The sequence below is a fragment of the Clostridiales bacterium FE2011 genome (assembly GCA_017569305.1).
Classification (GTDB): Bacteria; Bacillota; Clostridia; order Christensenellales; family Aristaeellaceae; genus Aristaeella.
Map to the genome: position 1 here is coordinate 2,163,323 of CP069418.1, position 17,106 is coordinate 2,180,428.

Annotated in this window: 16 protein-coding genes and 1 pseudogene; 4 read left to right on the forward strand and 13 right to left on the reverse strand. The window is 52.7% G+C overall.

All coding sequences use genetic code 11. From position 1 onward, the window contains the following. Positions 1 to 94 precede the first annotated feature (94 nt). From JRC49_09745 to JRC49_09785, 9 genes and pseudogenes are all read right to left on the reverse strand, one after another. The gene (locus tag JRC49_09745) at positions 95 to 649 is read right to left on the reverse strand and encodes a GNAT family N-acetyltransferase (GenBank protein ID QTE70084.1); all 555 of its coding nucleotides are present in this window, start codon (positions 647 to 649) and stop codon (positions 95 to 97) included. Positions 650 to 653: 4 nt separating this feature from the next. Beyond that, complete coding sequence (locus tag JRC49_09750; GenBank protein ID QTE70085.1) at positions 654 to 1,313, reverse strand: phage head-tail adapter protein; 660 nt, start codon at positions 1,311 to 1,313, stop codon at positions 654 to 656. Between the two features lie 169 nt (positions 1,314 to 1,482). Further along, on the reverse strand, positions 1,483 to 1,980 hold the full coding sequence (locus JRC49_09755) for a GNAT family N-acetyltransferase (protein ID QTE70086.1): 498 nt from the start codon (positions 1,978 to 1,980) through the stop codon (positions 1,483 to 1,485). A 351-nt stretch (positions 1,981 to 2,331) separates the two neighbouring features. Next, positions 2,332 to 3,240: pseudogene (locus JRC49_09760) on the reverse strand (IS3 family transposase). Beyond that, positions 3,144 to 3,716 carry a helix-turn-helix domain-containing protein gene (locus tag JRC49_09765; protein ID QTE70087.1) on the reverse strand — a complete coding sequence of 191 codons (573 nt, stop codon included), beginning with the start codon at positions 3,714 to 3,716 and terminating at the stop codon, positions 3,144 to 3,146. Before JRC49_09765 ends, JRC49_09760 begins: the two are co-directional and overlap by 97 nt. Positions 3,717 to 3,806: 90 nt before the next feature. Continuing rightward, positions 3,807 to 5,474, reverse strand: a complete 1,668-nt coding sequence (locus tag JRC49_09770) for an RNA polymerase sigma factor (GenBank protein QTE70088.1) — start codon at positions 5,472 to 5,474, stop codon at positions 3,807 to 3,809. Positions 5,475 to 5,931: 457 nt separating this feature from the next. Further along, positions 5,932 to 6,645: a hypothetical protein gene (locus tag JRC49_09775; protein QTE70089.1), complete on the reverse strand. Its 714-nt coding sequence runs from the start codon at positions 6,643 to 6,645 to the stop codon at positions 5,932 to 5,934. A 231-nt stretch (positions 6,646 to 6,876) separates the two neighbouring features. Continuing rightward, complete coding sequence (locus JRC49_09780) at positions 6,877 to 7,662, reverse strand: YdcF family protein (protein QTE70090.1); 786 nt, start codon at positions 7,660 to 7,662, stop codon at positions 6,877 to 6,879. A 256-nt stretch (positions 7,663 to 7,918) separates the two neighbouring features. Next, complete coding sequence (locus tag JRC49_09785; protein QTE70091.1) at positions 7,919 to 8,689, reverse strand: hypothetical protein; 771 nt, start codon at positions 8,687 to 8,689, stop codon at positions 7,919 to 7,921. 262 nt (positions 8,690 to 8,951) lie between these two features. On the opposite strand from JRC49_09785, the gene JRC49_09790 reads away from it, so the two are divergent. Beyond that, positions 8,952 to 9,848 carry a hypothetical protein gene (locus JRC49_09790; GenBank protein QTE70092.1) on the forward strand — a complete coding sequence of 299 codons (897 nt, stop codon included), beginning with the start codon at positions 8,952 to 8,954 and terminating at the stop codon, positions 9,846 to 9,848. A 141-nt stretch (positions 9,849 to 9,989) separates the two neighbouring features. On the opposite strand, the gene JRC49_09795 is transcribed toward JRC49_09790, so the two are convergent. Then, positions 9,990 to 10,724 carry a Type 1 glutamine amidotransferase-like domain-containing protein gene (locus tag JRC49_09795; GenBank protein QTE70093.1) on the reverse strand — a complete coding sequence of 245 codons (735 nt, stop codon included), beginning with the start codon at positions 10,722 to 10,724 and terminating at the stop codon, positions 9,990 to 9,992. Positions 10,725 to 10,810: 86 nt separating this feature from the next. Next, entirely contained in the window at positions 10,811 to 11,920 is a 1,110-nt protein-coding gene (gene trpS, locus JRC49_09800) for a tryptophan--tRNA ligase (protein QTE70094.1), read from the reverse strand. Between the two features lie 356 nt (positions 11,921 to 12,276). Here trpS and JRC49_09805 point away from each other — a divergent pair, with 356 nt between their 5' ends. The 3 genes from JRC49_09805 (at position 12,277) to JRC49_09815 (ending at position 14,829) form a co-directional block, all read left to right on the forward strand. Beyond that, entirely contained in the window at positions 12,277 to 12,861 is a 585-nt protein-coding gene (locus tag JRC49_09805; GenBank protein ID QTE70095.1) for a helix-turn-helix domain-containing protein, read from the forward strand. 127 nt (positions 12,862 to 12,988) lie between these two features. Beyond that, positions 12,989 to 13,366: a hypothetical protein gene (locus JRC49_09810; protein ID QTE70096.1), complete on the forward strand. Its 378-nt coding sequence runs from the start codon at positions 12,989 to 12,991 to the stop codon at positions 13,364 to 13,366. A gap of 212 nt (positions 13,367 to 13,578) precedes the next feature. Next, the gene (locus JRC49_09815) at positions 13,579 to 14,829 is read left to right on the forward strand and encodes a hypothetical protein (protein ID QTE70097.1); all 1,251 of its coding nucleotides are present in this window, start codon (positions 13,579 to 13,581) and stop codon (positions 14,827 to 14,829) included. A 242-nt stretch (positions 14,830 to 15,071) separates the two neighbouring features. Here JRC49_09815 and JRC49_09820 read toward each other — a convergent pair whose 3' ends face one another. Then, positions 15,072 to 15,611: a DUF402 domain-containing protein gene (locus tag JRC49_09820; GenBank protein QTE70098.1), complete on the reverse strand. Its 540-nt coding sequence runs from the start codon at positions 15,609 to 15,611 to the stop codon at positions 15,072 to 15,074. Positions 15,612 to 15,936: 325 nt separating this feature from the next. After that, positions 15,937 to 17,040, reverse strand: a complete 1,104-nt coding sequence (locus tag JRC49_09825; protein QTE70099.1) for a hypothetical protein — start codon at positions 17,038 to 17,040, stop codon at positions 15,937 to 15,939. Between the last annotated feature and the right edge of the window lie 66 nt (positions 17,041 to 17,106).

Below are 17,106 nucleotides of genomic sequence, written 5' to 3' on the forward strand. Positions count from 1 at the left end.
TTCAAAAGCTCTCCGCTGGCCACAGGCCTTTTCCCGCGCAGGGCTTATTCCGGGAGCCGATTTCGATCAGGTTTCCTCCTGCTCCCGACCCGCTTTACAGGATCCCGTGCTTATTCCATTTCAGGATGGTTTTGTAGCCGAGCTTGGCATACCAGGGGGCGACTCCCGTGTAATGAATATAGCTGAGATCGTATCCTTCTTCTTTCAGGATCCTGGTTACGTCCCTGACCATCACCAGGCCGAGACCCCTGTTCCGGTATTCAGGCACGGTTCCCACACATCCGGGACCGCCGATCTTTATCTTCTGTCCCTCCAGCAGGTGTTCGCCCATGTCCTCAATCATACAGAAGCTGGCGATCTTTCCATTGACAAACCCGCAGTATACCCTGCTTTTTCCGTCATACAGTTTCACCCAGTCCGGGATCACCTGGTTCACGGCCGCGTGCAGTTCATCCATGCTGCCCTGGAATATGCCAAATGAAATATCACTGTCAAATGTTTTCTGATACGCGTTTGGATCAAATTCATCCAGCGGGAGGATCATCTCTTCATAGCTCCACTCTTCGTTTATGGAACGGATGTATTCCCTTTCAAAAAATCCAGGATGCATTTCCATGAATAAAGCTTCATAATCTTTTTTTTCAGCCATGTGTTTACTCCCTCCGTATTTTGTCCCTGATCCGCAGGGCGGCCTCGATGTGCATAATCCAGTGCCGGGAAAAAGGCATCTGGATCAGCCCACGGATATCCTTCCCGCACCAGTAGTCAATCAGCCAGTATGCCGCTTCATCCGTGCTGACGGTTTTCAATGATTTCAGGATTTCTTTCCTTTCTTCCGAAGGCTTCTGTTTCAGCATACTGTACGGCAGATCCTCAAGGATCTTCTCTGTACCGGCTTTCACTTCCGCGATATAGGCGTACAGTTCATCCAGGTCCAGCTGTTTTGAAAAATCGGCGATCTGCTCTTTCACAAGCTCATTGCCGGTGGTAATGATGGGGGAGTGGATTCGCTGCTGATAATTTCCGGAGAAGAAAACCTGGTCATCCCCGGCAATCAGGGTATGGGCCACAATATCCTCAATCCGGAAAATATGCCAGATGGAGTAGGCGATGGTTTTGCTGTGGTACCCGTCAGAATTGATAAAGGGAATGGCGTTGAAATCCTCCCTGGTCAGCTCTTCTTTCAGCGCATAAAGAGTATCCATGAGCTGACCGCGCAGGCCGGCAAGCATCCGGAGCCCCTCCGGCCAGGTGGCTTCTTTTTTGATTTGCGCCTGCATTTCCTTATTCAGGTCAGACCACTGTTTATTCATGTTTCCTCCATCAGTCGGGAAAGGGATGAAAAAGTGAACGCGGCATTTCTGTGTTTAGAACGATCATACCAAAGCATGGATTGACAGTCAAACAGAAACAAAAAGCCGCGCACCGTTTTCCGGTGCGCGGCTGTGAATGGCAAATCGGGATACAGCTGTATCAGGGGTATCAGATGGTTTTTACGTATCTGATTTCACGCTTGCCCCAGCGCTTGAAGATCTTGTCCCTGCCGTCGAAATGGTAGTGGTTCTTTTCATAGCAGTTCCGGCCCATTTCGTTTTCTTCCAGGACCCAGATCACAAACTCCCTGCAGCCTTTTTCTTTGCCTTTTTCCTCAAAGAACCGGATCATCTCGGAACCAATGCCCTGTCTTACATAGGCAGGATCGACATAAATGAAATGGAGTTCAAAGGCGTTTTCCTTATCCTCATCCTCATTCATGCCGATGCCCATCATGGCCTTGACGATTCCGGTATCGGGGTCTTCGTACACGTACATATCGAACCGCTTTTCCGAGATCCAGCGGGTGTGGACCGGGACGCGGCTCTCCACGGTTAAGTCTTTTAAGAGTTCTTCCGAAAGGATATTCTGATAAGCATACCGGCTGCTGATCACATCGATCTCAGCAGTCCGGGCAGCATCATGAATGGTGGCCTCACGAATCATTCTGCATTCACCTCATTATGAAATTATAGATATATGATCAGTCAGAAAGACCAGTTATATTCCGATTTGCCGATTATCACCGTAAATTATTGGCGACAACAACAGCAGTTCCTGTAATCCGAATAGTCTCCGGCTTTCCATGCCTTGTGACAACACAGATCATCCAGACGTTCGATATAGAGAGATGTGGTTTTGTATGCTGCCATGGTTACCGGACCTCCCTTCAGGAACATCGAAATTTGGGTTGCGTTATCCTATCACAAATGAGAGGTGAATTCAACACAAAAGTGGACACTGGGGACTGTCTGATATGTACCCAGTTTCCTGGACACATTGATTTATGATCGAGGCTCAACCCATGGATGCCATCCTGTATTTTACGGGTGGCATCCATTTTGTTTTTGCCTGGATGCGCTCATTGTTGTAGTAGTCAATGTACTTCGCCATGGCTGAGGAGAACTCCTCATATGATTTGTAGTCTTTCTCGCATCCATAAAACATCTCGTTCTTTAGTCGTCCGAAGAATGTCTCCATAATACTGTTGTCATAGCAGTTTCCCTTCCTGGACATAGATTGAATAATGCCACACTTCTCAATTGTATTTCTAAAATAAGCATGTTGGTACTGCCATCCCTGGTCAGAGTGAAAGATCAACCCATTAAGTGAGGAAAATTTGTTCAATCCTTTCTCCAGCATCCGTCGAATCTGTTCTAGGTTTGGACTGAGTGAGAGATCGTAAGAGATGACCTCGTTTGTGTGCATATCCAGAATTGGAGAGAGGTAGCACTTTCCCCAAGGGAAACTGAATTGAGAGACGTCGGTTGTCCATTTTTGCAAAGGTTTCGTTGTACTGAAGTCTCGGTTAATGAGGTTATCTGCCACCTTTCCAACTTCTCCCTGATAAGAATGGTACTTTTCTTTCGGACGTTTACCTTTAAGGTACATGCAATGCATTAATCGCTGGACTTTTTTGTGGTTTACCTTATATCCTCTGTTAATCAGTTCGTGGTGTACTCTCCGAACACCATATCGACCTTTGTTGTGTTCAAAGATTTCCCTGATCACACATGCGACTGCTTCGTTCCTTTTCGCTACCACGTCTTCTTTTGAAACTTCGTAATAGTACGTGGATCTGGAAAGGCACATCGCTTTAAGAAGATACTTCAGTTGGTATCCTTCTTCTCTAAGTTCTTTGATGATCGCTGCTTTTTCGCCTTGAGTCGCGCAGCCTCTTTTTCTTCTCTCAAGGCGATCTCTTTTTTTATGACTTCGATTTCTGCTTTAATGTATGCGTTTTCGGCCCTTAGTCTCACAAGCTCTTCATACTCGGATTCATTGAGTTTCCTAGGGTTGTTGTAATTGATTTTCTTCATATGGGGCTCCTTTGATGGTCGGCCTTTTCTCATGTTTACCAGACCATTATACCCCTCGAGCTTATATTTGCGAACCCAGCGAGAAAGTAAGCCGTTGTGTATACCTGCCTCATTAGCTACTGACAGGATTGATGAACCTGCAATAACCTTGGCAACCAGCTCATATTTCTCTTCTGGAGTCCATTCCTTATTAGTCCCCCGGCGCTTGAGAACCTCCGGCCCATTTGCTTCTTCTGCATGGAACCATCGCAGAATCATCCTGTGAAAGTTTTTAGGATCTTTAATACTTGTGGGAGTCTCTGGCCACCTTCCCTCTCTGTACATCTCAACGCATTTCCTCTTGTACTCATAACTGTAATGCATAAAAATACCCTCCTTACTGGTGTCCAGTAAAGAGGGTACACATCAGTCCCCAGTGTCCACTTTCGGGAAAAGACAAATGAGGAAAACGGCTTACTCCTCTGCGACGACCATCAGCACGGCGGGGACGGGGCCGTCACAGCCTTTGAGGAAGCGGCCGCGGGTCCGGGCTTCATAGAGCAGGGCGGTGGGGAAGTAGCAGCAGGTGTTCAGGTAGCGGAGGAAGCCCGGCACGTCGCTTTGGAGGTGCTTCGGAACCTCCACGGGATTCCGGAACATCCGGGCATACTCCCCGCGGAAGGCTTCCAGCAGTTTACCCGCGTATTCATCCGTCAGGCTGTAGATGGCGTTCCTGTCTTTTTCGCTCAGCACGGGAACCAGCAGCTTCAGTTTTCCCTCGGGAGACCGCTCCAGGAAGTTCAGCTTCAGGAAGACGTCCACGTTCTCCAGCATCTTTCCTGGAATGCCGGAAAGCATGCCCTCATCGTCGCGGTAAACAGCGTACAGGAGCTTCATCACAAATTCCGCCGACTCGGTGGAGTCGACTGCCAGGTGATAGACCCGGTGCGCCTTGCCCAGGATCCTGTCGTCCAGGTCATAGTCATGCAGTCCCACGGTCCGGGCCCCCGGCAGGTGCTCCAGGTACCGGGTTGCTTCGCCGCTGACGTCATACATGGCATAGGGGCTGTGATCGTAATCATAATCCGGGGGATACCGGTTGCCCATGGCGTACCATTTGCCGCCGTCTTTCCTGTCCGGGTATTCCGCAAGGGGCACATGGCCGGCCACCTCGTCCCGCGCCCTCAACACGGACTGGTAGATGGACCGGAGGGCGAAATACCCCTCCAGCTTCAGGCGGGCGGAAGCGTTCTGCTTCCGGTAGTATTCCGTATTACGCAGGGCGTTCAGGCCTTCTTCCACGGTATGCCAGACGCCGCCGAACAGTTCCGCCGCCAGCGTTTTCTGGTTTTCCAGGCTTCCGGCCCGGTCCTCTTCCGTATAAATGATGAAATCCGTGAAGACCTTGTCTCCGGTGCGCTTCATCAGCTCCCCGTCCACCAGCCGTTCCACAACGGGCTCAATATAGGCCGTGGAGATGCCGATGGCGTCCGCCAGCTCGGGCAGGGTGACCGGTTTTTCATAGGCCAGGATCAGGAGGTTCATGGCGATTTTATCATCCCTGACCAGGCTGTAAGGTTCGTCCTTGAGCCCGGGGATCCCGGTGTTTGCCATCCACAGGGTTTCCGGCTCGAAGCTTTGCTTTTGATATTTTTCCATGGTTAAATCCTTTCTCAGCATATCCCTGCCCAGGCGAAGGCGGCTTTTGACAGTGTTTTGCGGAAGGGACAGCGTTTCCGCGATTTCCTTTACGCCCTGTCCCCGGAAGTAATGGCGGATCAGTACCTCCCGGTACTGCTTCGTCATGCGCGCCACCAGCCGGCGGAGATTCTCCTCTTCTGTCAGTTCCCCGTCGTCCGCGGGCTCCGGCAGAGCGGCTGTATCGCGGGCCAGGGCATAGTCCACCCCGCAGAACACTAGGGGTTTCCGGTATTTACTGCGCAGCATGTCATAGAAGCGCCGGTTCAGCACCGTGACAAGCCAGTTCCGGGCGTTGTCAATCTGCTTTCCGTTCCGGATGGCCAGAAGACCTTCCAGAAGCGCAGCCTGCACCAGGTCCTGGGCGTCATCCCAGGAGTCGCACTTGCCGGCTGCCACGCCCAGCAGGTAATCCGCATGTTCCAGTAATTCTTCCGTTCTCATCTGAGGTTCCTCTGACAGAGTTTTTTTGAAGCTTCACCTGATAGTCGCAGAATAATGGGAAAGGTTCAGTGGGGGAAATGGTTTTTTATCATAATAACAGATTATTGGCTTTCGCCAAAATGAAATGTTGATCTGCGATCAACGTGAAATATTGACTTGCAGTCAATATGAAATATCTGACTGACGTCAGATGTGAAATATTCGGACTTTGTCCGAATGTGATAGTTAGTTTCTGCTTGCGTTGAGGGGGTTTCGTATGTGACAAAGGGACAAGGTTGCTTCGCAACAATGATATGTTGATCTGCGATCAACGTGATATATTGCTTCGCAATATGATATATTTGCCTTCGGCAAATGTGATATATTCGCCCAATGGCGAATGTGATAGTTACTCATCTGCTTTCGATTCGGGATTATATGAAATAAGCACCTCCGGAGAGATGCTCTGGTTTTTATATCACTCGATGATGGACAGATGATCGATGCAGGCGGGGAGGTGCATCATATGGTGATAGGTCATGGGGGTCAGGATCATGCCGGCGCGGGTCAGCCTGCCCCAGAACACCAGCAGCCACACAGAACGGAAGTCCGTGGTGACGCCGCCGACTTCCAGGATCCGCATGACCCACTCTTCGGGCACCATGGACTTGATCTCGTCCAGGGTCATCTTCTCCAGGATGATCCGGGTGTTTTTGCCCACGGTGATCATGTAGTCGCGCAGGGCTTCCGCGTTGATCTTCTCGCCGAAGGCCTTGACTTCATCCGGCTCCAGGGCGTTGCCGGTATCCGTGATCGTGGCGCCGATCTTTTTCTGCCAGTCGTCGTTGAAAATCTGGTCCTGGTTGGCCATCAGGATATTGCTGACCAGGTCCTCAATGCGGTAGGTGTGCCAGAACTGCCAGCAGAGCGGCACAAAATCCGTTCCGGCATAATGTAAATCCGTATCCCAGATCTGCCGCGGAACCATCTTGTTCTGGTTCCCGGCCAGCATATAATCAAGCACATAATCAGCAATGGTCTTTTCGGACGCGCCGGAGACTTCCGCCGGATGCACCATGGCGTGCACTTCCAGGGTCAGCTGCTTCATCTTCTCCAGGTCGTCCCCGGCCAGGGCTGCTTTCAGTTCTTCGTATTTCTTTTCAAAAGCTTTGTACAGTGTTTCCTTGTTCATGAGATATCCTTTCTGTCCACAGACATGGGTTCGTTTGTCTGGATTTTACTTCACATTGGTGAAAGAGACAAGACGAACAAAATGTACTTTTTGGAGCGGACGTAAGATTGCTTCGCAACAATGAAATGTTGATCTGCGATCAACGTGAAATATTGACTTGTAGTCAATATGAAATATCTGACTGACGTCAGATGTGAAATATTCGAACTTCGTCCGAATGTGTCTGGCTCATTATTTCACTGTAAGATCATGCACATTCGCAATGATTTCCGTTAGCATATTAGCGCCGAAAGCGAGGATGCCGGAGGACACCGGAAGCCTCATGAGATGAGTGAAGCCTTCCTCACGGGCGTTCCGGACCGCGCGGTTCATATGGTAGTCGCTGGTGATGATCACCACGGGTTCATCCTTTGAAATGATGGCGGTGGTATTCCGGAAGTTTTCCACCGTGGTTTCCGACCGGTCTTCGAGGATCATCCGGCTTTCCGGTACGCCCTTATCCAGCAGGATGTCCCGCATGACAGCCGCTTCGGTCCGGCCGGATTCGTCCGCGTTGCCGCCGGTGAGGATCAGCCGGGCTTCCGGATATTTCTCCAGGTATGCCTGGGCGGCGTCCAGCCTGGCCAGCAGGGCAGGAACGGGTTCCCCGTTTTCCAGTGCCAGGCCGAGGACAAGGGCATAGCCTGCCCGGCCTGCGGTATTGACCAGGCCGCCGGCAATGATCTTTCCGCAGAAGAAGAGGATTTCCGCGGCGGCCAGGATAACGGCGGCCCGCAGGATCCAGCCGATGACGTTCAGGGTTCCGGACTGCCACCGGGTGAAAAGGTTGAACCGGACGTCCAGCGCGAAGACCAGGAGAACCGCACAGAGGAACAGCTGGTAGAGAAACACCTTCCGGTAGACCGTCTTCAGCACAACGGCCTTCATCCTGGCGGGCATGATGAGAAGGACGTCGGCGGTCAGAAGCATAGCCAGCAGGAGCAGGATGTCCCCGATGATACGATTCCCGAAACTCATGATTTTCTTCTCCTATACGGTGGGGTTGCTTTTTCGTAAATCAATCATAGCACATTTTCCGTGACAAAGGGACGGGGTGACAAAGGGAACGAGGTTGTTTCGCATGTGACAAAGGGACAGCCCTACTGTCACATCCTCTTCAAGGACGATGACAGTAGGGACTGTCCCTGTTGTCACATTGTTCCGGTGGCTGGTTTCTTTCGGATTACATGAAAACAGGCACCTTTTCAGGTGCCTGCTTTTGAAAAGAAAGGGATTACTGAATGATTTCCAGGGTGTTCAGCATCGCGTCGAAACGCCGGCCAAAGCCTTCGGCGGCTTCAAAGCTGTAATGCATGGTGGCGATCACGCAGCCGTTGCTGAGCGGGATCACGTACACAGACTGCAGCTGGTCGGGGGTCTGGTTATTTTTATCGGCGGAAGCGTCGATGTGGGCGCAGCTGCCAACCTTGTCCAGCGTGCGGGTATCCTGGTGAATGTTAAAGCTCATGGAAAGGGATTCGGCGATGGAAGCAGCGGCGGAATCGGCGTTTTCATCGCTGTAGATTAGCTCGAGGTAGTTCTCGGGAGAATCCGCGTTGTCATAGACGGAAATGAAGCACTCGCTGGCCGGGCCGCTCTGACGGGTAAAGCTTTCATAGTCATAGTCCATCTCAATGCCGATGGCAGGACTCTTGATATGCTCGTATTTGACGGTCTCTTCCATGCCTTCCATCATGATCGTGCCTTCAAAACGCTCGCCTTCCGGACGGCCGGAAGTGGCGTAGCTCTCCACTTCAGGGGCGGTTCCGGTTTCAAACTGGTCGTCGGAAGCGTCGGGCATCGGCAGGATTTCCGGTTCAGCCTGGGTGGTGGAATTGTCGGGAATCGGAATCAGTTCCGGCTCGCCCTGGATGGGGGCGGCTTCATTTACAATGGGCTCTGCGGGTACGGTGGTAGTATCCTGAGCGCTGCTGCAGCTGCTGAGCATGAGCATCAGCAGGGAAGCCAGCACGAGCATTGCAATCGTCTTGGTAAGTTTCTTCATGGTTAAGGTACCTCCTTGTTCTTTGATACAACTATATAACGAAACAAAAGGCTGTATTGTTCCCGAAATACATTTTGCAGCGCCAGCCGGTGTGTGGTAAGGGATAGGGCGTGACAAGGACAAGCATGATGGAATTTTTTTGCGGTGAATGCGGAAAACGCTCTGTCTGTATGGCCATATTTTATACGCTTGCCTTTCCCGGATCAAGTCCGGTACAATACAGTACAACGGGTACAGCGTTTTCAGGAGGGAAGAGGCACTGATGGAACAGAAGGCGTATTATCACCTGCCGGGGCTGTTTGAGTTTTACGATCTTTATAAGGTGTTTCTGCCCCTTTTCCGGGAACACAGGGAATACTTCTATGACTGGTGCGAAATCGGTTCGATTTACGGCGCACCCTGCGACTGCATCTGGGGCGGCGGGCGCGTGGGTTTCGGGGACGCGGAGGCGGAAGAAGTGCTGGCCCTGATGAAGGAGCATGCCGTTTCCGCAAGGCTGACCTTCAGCAACTCCCTGCTGAGGGAGGAACACCTGGCGGACAGGAAATGCAACGCCCTCTGCGCCATGTTTGAAAACAGCGGGGACGTGCGGAACGGGATCATCGTCACTTCAGACCTGCTGCTGGAATATCTCCGGAAAAAGTACCCGGGGTTCTATTTTGTTTCCTCCACAACGAAGGTGCTGACAGACGTGCGGGACTGTGTGAAGGAGCTGGACCGGGAGGAGTTTACCTGTGTGGTGCCGGACTTCCGGCTGAACAAGGTGCTCCCGGAGTGCGGACTGACCGATGCGCAGAAGGCCAAGGTTGAGTTCCTGTGCAATGAATGCTGCTGGTTCGACTGCTATGACCGGAAGAACTGTTATGAAAATGTGAGCCGCAAGAGCCTGGGAGAGAACGTGGCGGATCACGTCTGCGTTTCCCCGGACGCGGCAAAGGGATATCGGTTTTCGGATGCAATGAAAAACCCCGGGTTCATCGGAATCCGGGACATTCAGGAGACATATCTTCCGAAGGGCTTCCGTCATTTCAAGATTGAGGGCCGGGGCCTGGGAAGCGCCATCGTGCTGGAGTTCCTGCTGTACTACATGACAAAGCCGGAATACCAGCTTCAGGTCAGGGAAGAAATCTACCTGGACAGCATGCTGGACCTTTTCTAACAATGAAATATCGCTGTCGCGATGTGAAATATTGATCTTCGATCAATGTGAAATAAATCAGCTTTGCTGATTTGTGAAATATTCGTCTGACGACGAATGTGACAGTTACTGAGTGATCTGTCAGGGTGTGCTGTACATCCCTTACAGATGTATCGCTTCGCCGTCACGGCAGATCTGCTTCATGACGCCGTTTTTGATGCTGTACGCTTCACCGTAGAGCATTTCGCCGTTCTCATCAACAGTGATATAGCTCCCGTTGTTTATGGCGATGATTTCATGGGTCATGCTGTCCGCAAAGGTGATATCTTCAATCAGCCGCATGCCGTCCAGCATGTCGTCCTTCAGCGCTTCGAAGTGCGGGAAGATGTTGGTTTTTGTGAGCCCCAGGCCGGGGATCCACCGCTGGAAGTCCGGATCCACAGCTTCGCCGGGAAGCTCCGGACCGGCATAGACGGGATCCGCGCAGTTCATGGAGCCGGCGCTCCAGGCAATCACCAGGCCGGTATATCCGTTCAGCTTTTCCTTCAGGGAGATTTCCCGGAAGAATTGATTCTGCGTGGGAACGTGCCCGCCCGTCAGGATAATGACGTCCTTGCAGCTCAGATCCGCCGCGGACTCCATATTCCTGTCGTCGCACATTTCGAGAGAAGCATAGTTAAGGCCGCTCATCGGGAACGCCTGCGTGAAGCAGGAGAGGACAGCGTCGTTTTTTTCATAATCGGCGGGATCCGCGCAGATCATCAGCACCCTTGCCTTTTCCGGCCACAGGGAACGGAGCTTCTCCAGCAATCCGTTTTCCTCCATCAGCATGGCGGGGATTCTTTTTCCGTTTTCCCGGTATGAGCCTCCGAGATGGCTTGTAAGGATCACATTCATTTCAGCCTGACACCTCCCGCTATGGGTATGTATTTACAAAGCGCCGACAGCTTCTGCTGCCGGCGCTCATGATATGACTGATCGGATTACTGCTTTGCGGCTTTCAGCAGCTTGTCCCATTCCTTGATGATGGAACGGTCTTCGAAGTAGTTGATCCGCATGGCTTTCCGGACACGGGCCAGGGTGGCGTTGGTGGTTTCCACGGCCTTGGCGGTGCCGGCCTGCAGGATGTCATAGACGGCGCCGATATCATTTTCCCACTTGGCCCGCTCCGCACGGATGGGGCTCAGAGTTTCTTCCAGGATGTTGATGAGGAACTTCTTGCAGGTGCCGTCTCCGAGACCGCCGCGGCGGTAATGATCCTTCATTTCCTCCAGGTTGGCGTAGTCCGGCAGGAATTCGGCAAAGTGTGCGTCGGTGCAGAGGGCGTCCAGGTAGGTGAACACCACGTTGCCTTCGATATGGCCGGGATCGGAGATCTGCAGGTGCTGGGGATCTGTGAACATATGGCCGTTGACCTGCTTTTTCACGGTCTTGGGGTCGTCGGACAGGTAGATGCAGTTGCCCAGGGACTTGCTCATCTTGGCCTTGCCGTCCACGCCGGGCAGGCGGCGCTGGGTTTCATTTTCCGGAATCACGGCCTTGGGCAGCACCAGGGTTTCGCCGTAGACCTTGTTGAATTTTTCCACAATTTCCCGGGTCTGTTCGATCATGGGCAGCTGATCCTCGCCGACGGGCACCACGTTCGCGTCAAAGGCGGTAATGTCCGCGGCCTGGGACACGGGATAGCAGAAGAAACCGGCCGGGAGGCCTTCATCCGCGAAACCGCGCATCTGGATTTCAGCCTTGACGGTGGGGTTGCGGGAGAGGCGGGCCGTGGTGACCAGGTTCAGGTAATAGAAGGTCAGGGCGTGGAGCGCCGGCAGGGCGGACTGGACGCAGATGGTGACCTTCTCCGGGTCGAGGCCGACGGAGAGGTAGTCCAGCACGACGTTGATGATGTTATCCCGGATCTTGGCGGGGTTGTCCGCGTTATCCGTCAGGGCCTGGTCGTCGGCGATGAGGATGTTGATCTCATCGTACAGGCCGGAGTTCTGCAGCTCCACCCGACGCTTCAGGGAACCTACATAATGACCCAGGTGCAGCCGTCCAGTGGGACGGTCACCGGTAAGAATAATCTGTTTCTGATCAGCCATGACACACGTCATCCTTCCGTACTCACTTTCTGCATATTCTACTACAAGAAAAGGATGGGGGCAAGTACAATGCTTGTACTGAAAGGGCGGAAGCACTGCAAGAAAATGAAATATCGATCAGCGATCGATGTGAAATATTGCCCCTTCGGGTCAATGTGAAATAAATCAGCTCCGCTGATTTGTGAAATATCCGCCAAAGGCGGATGTGATGATTACGGAGATTGCGCTGCGGCGCTGTCCTTTGCTAAAATAGCTGGAAAGAGGCTTTGACAGGCGGAAAACGGCGGATGTAAGGCACTTTTGACAGACAAAAAACCGTGGTTCCGGTACGATGTGCCTGCAAGGAGGACAAGGATATGGAACTTGGCAAGCGGCTGAAGGAATACAGGAACCGGTTCGGGATGACGCAGGACGACCTGGCGGAGAAACTGTTCGTCACAAGACAGACGATCTCTAGCTGGGAGAACGATAAGAGCTATCCGGACATTTACAGTCTGCTGATGCTGGGCGACGTGTTCAATGTCTCCCTTGACGCATTGGTTAAAGGAGATATCGAAATCATGAAAGAGAAGATCGATCAGGCAAAAGTCCGGGCGTTTACGCGGAACAGCTGGATTTACGCGGCGCTGCTGCTGGCCTGCGCGGTATTGTTCGTTCCGCTGGAGCGGTGGCTCGGCGTGCCCGGCGTCGTCATCTGGGGAGTGCTGTTTGCGGCGGCGCTGTTCTACAGCTTTAAGCTGGAGAAGGTAAAAAAGGAAGAGGATATCCATACCTATAAGGAGATCGCCGCTTTCTGCAACGGCGAGAAGCTGGACAATATCGAAAAGGCGAGGGAAGAAGGAAAACGGAACTACCAGGGAATGCTGGCGGTGCTTGTGTGCGGGGCGGTCGGGTTCGCGGTCACGCTGCTCCTGTCGACGATCCTGAAGGGAATCGGATAAACCGTATCTGTTGCCGAATTACACGAATCATGTATAATGATTGTAAAGCGGCCAATCAAGACAGAACAATATGCGCTACCACCGTCCGACAGAACTCACTGACAAAACGAAAGGCAGGGCAGACAAAATGAAAAAGACAATCGCTCTTTTGATCACGATCGTTCTTCTGACAGCCTGCGTCTCTGCGCTTGCGGAAGAACCGCGGTTCGTGACGATCAACGAATGGCTGGATGCCAAGGGAGAATGCGGCGACTGCTATATGCTTGTACAGGTCATGCAGGTGCTGAATCCTGTGCTGGCTGTCGTCGGGGATGAAACCGGATCCGTCAATCTCTACACCGGGGGAGAAACGGAACTGCTGTTTGACTTCAGCGACCACCAGGACGCGGAATACTACCGGAACTGGATCTTTGTGATCTCCAATCCGCAGTATAACGTGTTTGAGGGCACGGTGGAGCTGAAAAACTGGAAGCTGGAACGCTTTATGCCCTGCGTTGGGGAATAAAACAGAGTAATGCGCTGTGCGGTGTGACAAGGGGACGGTTCTCTTGTCACATTTTTTATTTTGGCTTTTGAGAAAAAAGAGGAGATGGTACAAGGGAAACCGTCCCCGTAGTCACTTCCGCCAAGAGCTGTTTTGTTGTCAGTTTTCGGAACAAAACCGCCGTGAAAATCGTTGTATCAGCAACGGGAAAAGCCCGGAAAGGAGTTGATACAATGACGAACAAGATGACGAACGGAATGAAGATGATGAAACGCGCGCTGGCATTGTGCCTGGGCCTGGTGCTGCTGGCCGGAACTGCCTGCGCGGAGAATATGACGGTTCTTTCCTCCGGGGCGGAGGACTGGCTGAACTATGAGTGCACGCTCCCGGACGGCCGGATCCTGCTGACCGGCGGAAAGATGGAAAACGGAAAAGACGGGAACTTCGTCCCGTGGATTGTGTGCCTGAATGCCGACCGGACAACGAGCTGGGAACTGATTGACCGGCAGCAGGACGGCAGCGTCAGCGCGGGCCGGGCGGCAGTGCTGGAAGACGGCACCATCGCGATCAATGTCGGCGAGCACACGGAAAGCGAAGTCATTAAGTTCTATACCAAGGACGGAGACCAGGCCCGGGAGGATCTGGTGCTTGCCCCGACCGCGATTGTGGAAGCGGCGGAAGCGAACTACCTGATGCTGACCGGTGCGGAGGACGGAAACGAATCGACCGTTGTGATCGACTATGAAGGGAAGACGCTCTTCCGCTATGACGGTGTATGCCTGCCCAACGGATACGGCTTCAAGGTGAAGGGTGAGGCGGATCCGGTTGTCTACGGCACGAATGCCGCAACGGACGGCAACGCGAAGATCATGAAGCTGAACGGCATGGAAAACAAGGCAGTCTGGGAAACAGTGCTGGATTTCCAGATGGAGGATACGGACACCGCCACGTTGTGCGAAGCCGTGAAGACCAATGACGGCGGATACGCCGCCTGGCTGCGGGAATCCTGCTTTACCCAGGGTGAAAACGGATATGAGGACGTGGATATCCTGGTGAAGTTTGACGCGGAGGGCAAGCTTCAGTGGACGAGCGGCGACAGCTTCAAAAAGAGCAACCAGTATATCGGAAAGATCTTCGCTTATAACGGAAAGATCGCGGTACTATGCGTGTCCAAGGGAGACAACGCCTATGACGATATGAACAAGCCGCAGATTATCCGCTGGTTCGGCGATGAGGGAACGGAACGGGGAACGACGGAACTGAAACTGAACCCCGAAGAGCTGACCGCACTGAAGGAATACCTGACCCCGAAGGATCCCGGAACGACCCGGACGCCTTCTGTTTACAACGTGCAGCTGATCCCCATGGAGGACGGGCTGTGGGCGCTGGTTTCCTGCGGCGTGTGGGAAAACGAAGGCGAGGAGAGCGCGGACACCATCTTTGAAAGCCATGAGCTGGTGATGGTGAAAGTGGAAGAGAAGTAAGCTGCTTCGTAGCAATGAAATATCGATCAAAGATCGATGTGAAATATTTGACTTCGTCAAATGTGAAATAAATCAGCTTTGCTGATTTGTGAAATATTCGATTTTATCGAATGTGATAGTAACTGAAACGCGGAGCGTATGACTGCTGGGGACTGAACCTCTGTCACTGTTCTTGAAAAGAATGTGACTGAGGGTCTGTCCCCCTGTCATGTGCTCCGCGCTTTTTCTATTTGTCATGCCTCTTATTTCTCAAAGAGCGCTTTGTATTCGAATAGCTTTTTCCGGATCAGGTCTTTGTGGGTGGTGTAGAAGTCCACCACCCGGTTGGCTGTCTGGAGGGCGAGGTCATACTCGTCCCGGGTGATGATGCCGCCAGCCAGGGCTTCGTCCAGCTCTTCCCGGTCCAGGACGCTGGGCGTGCCGTCGCTCAGGACAACCACGTCCAGCAGCAGGTCATAGAAGGCGGCGTCTCCGTTTTCGTTTACTTCGTTGCGGAGAGTGATATCCGTATACTGCTCGAAGAGGGTGCCGTCATGGAACATGGCGGTGAGGGCAAAATGGCCGCCTTCCGGTACAAGCTCCAGCCACTGGTAGCCGTTGGCTGCGATGCACAGCGGGCCTTCCGGGGAGTCCACGTATTCGGGCTCCTTCAATCCGGTAAAGGTGAGCAGGCCGATGCCGCCCTGAAAGCAGTCGTCCCGGTGATAAATGCAGGCATACTCCCGGTCGGAGTCAGAATACCATTCCCGCCGGTCCATATGCTTTTTCCTGATCGTTTTCACAGTGTGCCTCTTTTCCAAAGGATCACCGGCCGGATGCCGGTACCCTTATTGTACAGGGAGCAGGGGAGGACGGCAAGGGGAATGGCTGGGGATAAGCTGCTTTGCAGCAATGAATTATCGATGTGACAAGGGGACGGCTGCCGCGCGACAATGAAATATCGATCGGAGATCGATGTGAAATATTGGCTTTCAGCCAATGTGAAATAAATCAGCTTCGCTGATTTGTGAAATATTCGACTTCGTCGAATGTGATAGTTACTGAAGCTTTTAGTGCACAAAAAAGAGAACCGTTGAGTGCAACGGTTCTCTTTTGCGCTCTAAAAACTTATTCCGGCAGGCCGGGGAACTGAACGGTCTTGACCAGGGTGTTCAGATCGGCCTTGAAGGCGTCCAGGTCAGCCCAGACCATGCCTCCCTGGCCAACGGTGAGCTGGTAAGTGAAGTAGAGGGTCTTGTCATCCTTGGAGGACAGCACGCGGGAAGCGTACACGGAGTAGGGCTTGCCGTCCTTGTCGTTGGCGACGTAAATGCCCCATTCGCTGCCGTCATCCAGGGTGACCATGGTGTATTCGGATTCTTCACGGTCGTAGAACACGTAGGAGAAGGAATTGATTTCCGCTTCAATGCGGACGGACTTGCTGCGGTCTTCCGCAGCGGCGCAGATGCTGTATTTCTGGCTGTCAACCCGGGTGATGAAGGGCTTGGCGGTGAAGGTCTCGCCGTCAAAGTGGAAATCGATGGAAGCGGGCAGATCCTGAACAATGGTCATGCCGGGAATGGAAACGCTGTACAGCTTCGCACCCTTGCAGGCGTCAACGGTCCAGAACTTGTCCTTGACGGCACAGGTCATATTGGTTTTGATGCGTTCGATTTCAGCCATGAGCAGGTCGGTCAGCGTCTGCGCGCGGCTGTCTTCCGGCAGCTTCCGGTACATGTCCATGGAGACGCTGACATACAGCTTGGCGCCGCGCTTGATCTCATCCAGGCCAAACAGCGCAAAGGCGCTGCCGTAATCAGGATTGATATAGGCGGCAATCTTGTCAGAACCGTCCAGGAGGATGTTGTTCTCATCCGGGCACTTGTTCAGGAAGGTTTCATAGCTGTAGGAATCAACGGCATGGTATGAATACGAATAAGCATTGTCGACGTCCAGGAAGCCGCAGCTGTCTGCGCTGAAATCGCAGCACTGGGCGCCTTCGGGGCCGGGGAAGGTCACATACCAGGGTTCATCATGGGTGCTTTCAAACAGGGAGTAAGCGGAGAAAGGGGAAATGCAGACCTGGGGATAGGATTCAGCCGTCAGCAGGGTCTTGTTGAAATACATATTCTGATCGACGGTCTCCAGGTAAGGCAGTTCAGCTTCCGCATTGGCGGCGGCGATACCGCACAGCAGCATGAGGCTCATGAGCAGAGCAAGTAACTTTTTCATCTTTTTAATCCTCCCGTTCGTTTTTTTCGCAGGAATCTTTTCTGTTTACACTATATACGACGCTTT